The organism is Moraxella bovoculi 237 (assembly GCF_000696305.2).
Lineage (GTDB): Bacteria > Pseudomonadota > Gammaproteobacteria > Pseudomonadales > Moraxellaceae > Moraxella > Moraxella bovoculi.
Genome location: NZ_AOMT01000014.1, coordinates 1 through 5,117, shown reverse-complemented (window position 1 = coordinate 5,117; position 5,117 = coordinate 1). Strand labels below are relative to the sequence as shown.

Sequence of the window (5,117 nt, the reverse complement as noted above, 5' to 3'; positions counted from 1 at the left end):
AAAGATTAAACTGAAGAGTTTGATCATGGCTCAGATTGAACGCTGGCGGCAGGCTTAACACATGCAAGTCGAACGATGACTATCTAGCTTGCTAGATATGATTAGTGGCGAACGGGTGAGTAATGCTTAGGAATCTGCCTATTAGTGGGGGATAACCATCCGAAAGGATGGCTAATACCGCATACGTCTTACGAGAGAAAGGGGGCTTTTAGCTCTCGCTAATAGATGAGCCTAAGTCGGATTAGCTAGTTGGTGGGGTAAAGGCCTACCAAGGCGACGATCTGTAGCTGGTCTGAGAGGATGATCAGCCACACTGGGACTGAGACACGGCCCAGACTCCTACGGGAGGCAGCAGTGGGGAATATTGGACAATGGGCGAAAGCCTGATCCAGCCATGCCGCGTGTGTGAAGAAGGCCTTTTGGTTGTAAAGCACTTTAAGTGGGGAGGAAAAGCTTGTGGTTAATACCCACAAGCCCTGACGTTACCTACAGAATAAGCACCGGCTAACTCTGTGCCAGCAGCCGCGGTAATACAGAGGGTGCAAGCGTTAATCGGAATTACTGGGCGTAAAGCGAGCGTAGGTGGTCATTTAAGTCAGATGTGAAAGCCCCGGGCTTAACCTGGGAACTGCATCTGATACTGGGTGACTAGAGTAGGTGAGAGGGAAGTAGAATTCCAGGTGTAGCGGTGAAATGCGTAGAGATCTGGAGGAATACCGATGGCGAAGGCAGCTTCCTGGCATCATACTGACACTGAGGTTCGAAAGCGTGGGTAGCAAACAGGATTAGATACCCTGGTAGTCCACGCCGTAAACGATGTCTACCAGTCGTTGGGTCTTTTAAAGACTTAGTGACGCAGTTAACGCAATAAGTAGACCGCCTGGGGAGTACGGCCGCAAGGTTAAAACTCAAATGAATTGACGGGGGCCCGCACAAGCGGTGGAGCATGTGGTTTAATTCGATGCAACGCGAAGAACCTTACCTGGTCTTGACATAGTAGGAATCCTGCAGAGATGCGGGAGTGCCTTCGGGAATCTACATACAGGTGCTGCATGGCTGTCGTCAGCTCGTGTCGTGAGATGTTGGGTTAAGTCCCGCAACGAGCGCAACCCTTTTCCTTAGTTACCAGCGACTCGGTCGGGAACTCTAAGGATACTGCCAGTGACAAACTGGAGGAAGGCGGGGACGACGTCAAGTCATCATGGCCCTTACGACCAGGGCTACACACGTGCTACAATGGTTGGTACAAAGGGTTGCTACACAGCGATGTGATGCTAATCTCAAAAAGCCAATCGTAGTCCGGATTAGAGTCTGCAACTCGACTCTATGAAGTCGGAATCGCTAGTAATCGCAGATCAGAATGCTGCGGTGAATACGTTCCCGGGCCTTGTACACACCGCCCGTCACACCATGGGAGTTGATCTCACCAGAAGTGGGTAGCCTAACGCAAGAGGGCGCTCACCACGGTGGGGTCGATGACTGGGGTGAAGTCGTAACAAGGTAGCCGTAGGGGAACCTGCGGCTGGATCACCTCCTTAACGATATTATCTGATTGGCAAGAATTCACAACAAGTTGTTCTTTAGTAAGATGTTTAAAACGGGTCTATAGCTCAGTTGGTTAGAGCACCGTGTTGATAACGCGGGGGTCATAAGTTCAAGTCTTATTAGACCCACCATTAACAAATGGGGTTATAGCTCAGTTGGTAGAGCGCCTGCCTTGCACGCAGGAGGTCAGGAGTTCGACTCTCCTTAACTCCACCATTATTAAACATCAAAAGCATACATAAGCAATTTAAATAAGATTTCTTATTTATGCTTTAACTTTATAAACTGACGAAGTTTATATCACTATTTAACAACGTATATATGAGTCTGGGTTAATTATTTAATTCCAACAAATAATTAACCATGGTGATTGTACCCAATACAATCACCTAAAGTAAAGAGAACTGAATCAAGCGTAAACATAGGTGAATCGTTACACATTACCCATACATTAAAGACCCTTTGGGGTTGTATGGTCAAGTAATGAAGTGCACATGGTGGATGCCTTGGCAGTCAGAGGCGATGAAAGACGTGATAGCCTGCGATAAGCGTCGGTGAGGTGGCAATATCCTGTGACCCGGCGATTTCTGAATGGGGAAACCCAGCCAACATAAGTTGGCTATCCTAACCTTTGGTTAGGAGGCGAACCGGGAGAAGTGAAACATCTCAGTACCCCGAGGAAAAGACATCAATAGAGATTCCCCAAGTAGCGGCGAGCGAACGGGGAGTAGCCGATCAAACTTGTAGTAGCAAAATGGCGTGGGAAAGCCAACCATAGTAGGTGATAGTCCTGTATGCGAAACTGCAAATGCGACATATTAAGTAGGGCGAGACACGTGAAATCTTGTCTGAAGATGGGGGGACCATCCTCCAAGGCTAAATACTCCTGACTGACCGATAGTGAACCAGTACCGTGAGGGAAAGGCGAAAAGAACCCCTGTTAGGGGAGTGAAATAGAACCTGAAACCGTGTGCATACAAGCAGTCGGAGCCCACTTGTTGGGTGACGGCGTACCTTTTGTATAATGGGTCAGCGACTTATATTCTGTAGCAAGGTTAACCGTTTAGGGGAGCCGTAGGGAAACCGAGTCTTAATAGGGCGAATTAAGTTGCAGGGTATAGACCCGAAACCGAGTGATCTATCCATGAGCAGGTTGAAAGTGCCGTAACAGGCACCGGAGGACCGAACCCACTGTCGTTGAAAAGCCAGGGGATGACTTGTGGATAGGGGTGAAAGGCTAATCAAACTCGGTGATAGCTGGTTCTCCCCGAAAGCTATTTAGGTAGCGCCTCGGACGAACACCATTGGGGGTAGAGCACTGTTTCGGCTAGGGGGTCATCCCGACTTACCAAACCGATGCAAACTCCGAATACCGATGAGTGATATCCGGGAGACAGACGGCGGGTGCTAACGTCCGTCGTCAAGAGGGAAACAACCCAGACCGCCAGCTAAGGCCCCAAATTCCTAGTTAAGTGGGAAACGATGTGGGAAGGCACAGACAGCTAGGATGTTGGCTTAGAAGCAGCCATCATTTAAAGAAAGCGTAATAGCTCACTAGTCGAGTCGGCCTGCGCGGAAGATGTAACGGGGCTCAAACTAGGAGCCGAAGCTGCGGATTTAATTGTTTCAATTAAGTGGTAGGGGAGCGTTGTGTAAGCCTGTGAAGGTGTATCGTAAGGTATGCTGGAGGTATCACAAGAGCGAATGCTGACGTGAGTAACGACAAAACGGGTGAAAAGCCCGTTCGCCGGAAGACCAAGGGTTCCAGTCCAACGTTAATCGGGGCTGGGTGAGTCGACCCCTAAGGCGAGGCCGAAAGGCGTAGTCGATGGGAAATCGGTTAATATTCCGATACTTGTTTATGATGCGATGGAGGGACGGAGAAGGTTATGTCAGCCTGGCGTTGGTTGTCCAGGTGGAAGGATGTAGGTAGGTTTAGTAGGCAAATCCGCTAGACTATTACTGAGATCTGATAGCAAGCCAGTTTACTGGCGAAGTGGCAAATACCCTGCTTCCAGGAAAAGCTTCTAAGCGATAGTCATAAACAAATCGTACCCGAAACCGACACAGGTGGTCAGGTAGAGAATACCAAGGCGCTTGAGAGAACTCTGCTGAAGGAACTAGGCAAAATGGTACCGTAACTTCGGGAGAAGGTACGCTGCCGATGGTGATAAGACTTGCTCTTTGAGCTGTTGGCAGTCGCAGATACCAGGCTGCTGCAACTGTTTATTAAAAACACAGCACTCTGCAAACACGAAAGTGGACGTATAGGGTGTGATGCCTGCCCGGTGCTGGAAGGTTAATTGATGGGGTTAGCGTATGCGAAGCTCTTGATCGAAGCCCCAGTAAACGGCGGCCGTAACTATAACGGTCCTAAGGTAGCGAAATTCCTTGTCGGGTAAGTTCCGACCTGCACGAATGGCATAATGATGGCAGCGCTGTCTCCAGCAGAGACTCAGTGAAATCGAAATCGCAGTGAAGATGCTGTGTACCCGCGGCTAGACGGAAAGACCCCGTGAACCTTTACTACAGCTTTACATTGAACTTTGACCTAACTTGTGTAGGATAGGTGGGAGGCTTTGAAGTGGCGACGCCAGTTGCCATGGAGCCATCCTTGAAATACCACCCTGGTTATGTTGGGGTTCTAACTTAGATGTAACAACATCAAGGACAATGTATGGTGGGTAGTTTGACTGGGGCGGTCTCCTCCTAAAGAGTAACGGAGGAGTACGAAGGTGCGCTCAGAACGGTCGGAAATCGTTCAAAGAGTATAAAGGCAAAAGCGCGCTTAACTGCGAGACCCACAAGTCGAGCAGGTACGAAAGTAGGTCTTAGTGATCCGGTGGTTCTGTATGGAAGGGCCATCGCTCAACGGATAAAAGGTACTCTGGGGATAACAGGCTGATACCGCCCAAGAGTTCATATCGACGGCGGTGTTTGGCACCTCGATGTCGGCTCATCTCATCCTGGGGCTGAAGCAGGTCCCAAGGGTATGGCTGTTCGCCATTTAAAGAGGTACGCGAGCTGGGTTTAGAACGTCGTGAGACAGTTCGGTCCCTATCTACCGTGGGCGTTGGAAATTTGAGAGGATCTGCTCCTAGTACGAGAGGACCAGAGTGGACGAACCTCTGGTGTTCCGGTTGTTTCGCCAGAAGCATCGCCGGGTAGCTACGTTCGGATGGGATAACCGCTGAAAGCATCTAAGCGGGAAGCCCACCTCAAGATAAGATTTCCCTAAAGAGCCGTTGTAGACTACGACGTTGATAGGTTGGGTGTGGAAGCATGGTGACATGTGTAGCTAACCAATACTAATTGCTCGTTTGGCTTGACCATACAACACCCAAGTGGTTTAGTATGAAATAAGTGTAAAGATTTTACCTAACAAGCTTGAATCAATCTTGAATAAAAACAAAACAACAGACTCATAAACAGCGTTGTTAATCCTTTTACGCTGACGACAATAGCAAGATGGAACCACCTGATCCCTTCCCGAACTCAGAAGTGAAACGTCTTAGCGCCGATGGTAGTGTGGTTCGCCCATGTGAGAGTAGGTCATCGTCAGCATCTTATTT

2 tRNA genes and 3 rRNA genes are annotated in these 5,117 nt (G+C 49.1%); all 5 read left to right on the top strand.

Going from position 1 to position 5,117, the window contains the following annotated elements:
• Positions 1-7 precede the first annotated feature (7 nt).
• The 5 genes from MBO_RS03855 to rrf all read left to right on the top strand — a co-directional run bounded on the left by MBO_RS03855 (position 8) and on the right by rrf (position 5,109).
• Positions 8-1,538: ribosomal RNA gene (locus tag MBO_RS03855) — 16S ribosomal RNA — on the top strand.
• Between the two features lie 61 nt (positions 1,539-1,599).
• Positions 1,600-1,676 (top strand) — tRNA-Ile (locus tag MBO_RS03850).
• 9 nt (positions 1,677-1,685) lie between these two features.
• Positions 1,686-1,761: transfer RNA gene (locus tag MBO_RS03845), tRNA-Ala, on the top strand.
• Positions 1,762-2,019: 258 nt separating this feature from the next.
• A 23S ribosomal RNA gene (locus tag MBO_RS03840) occupies positions 2,020-4,878 on the top strand.
• A gap of 117 nt (positions 4,879-4,995) precedes the next feature.
• Positions 4,996-5,109 (top strand): 5S ribosomal RNA (gene rrf / locus MBO_RS03835).
• Together the 16S, 23S and 5S rRNA genes with 2 tRNA genes alongside form the textbook arrangement of a ribosomal RNA operon.
• The last annotated feature ends 8 nt before the right edge of the window (positions 5,110-5,117 follow it).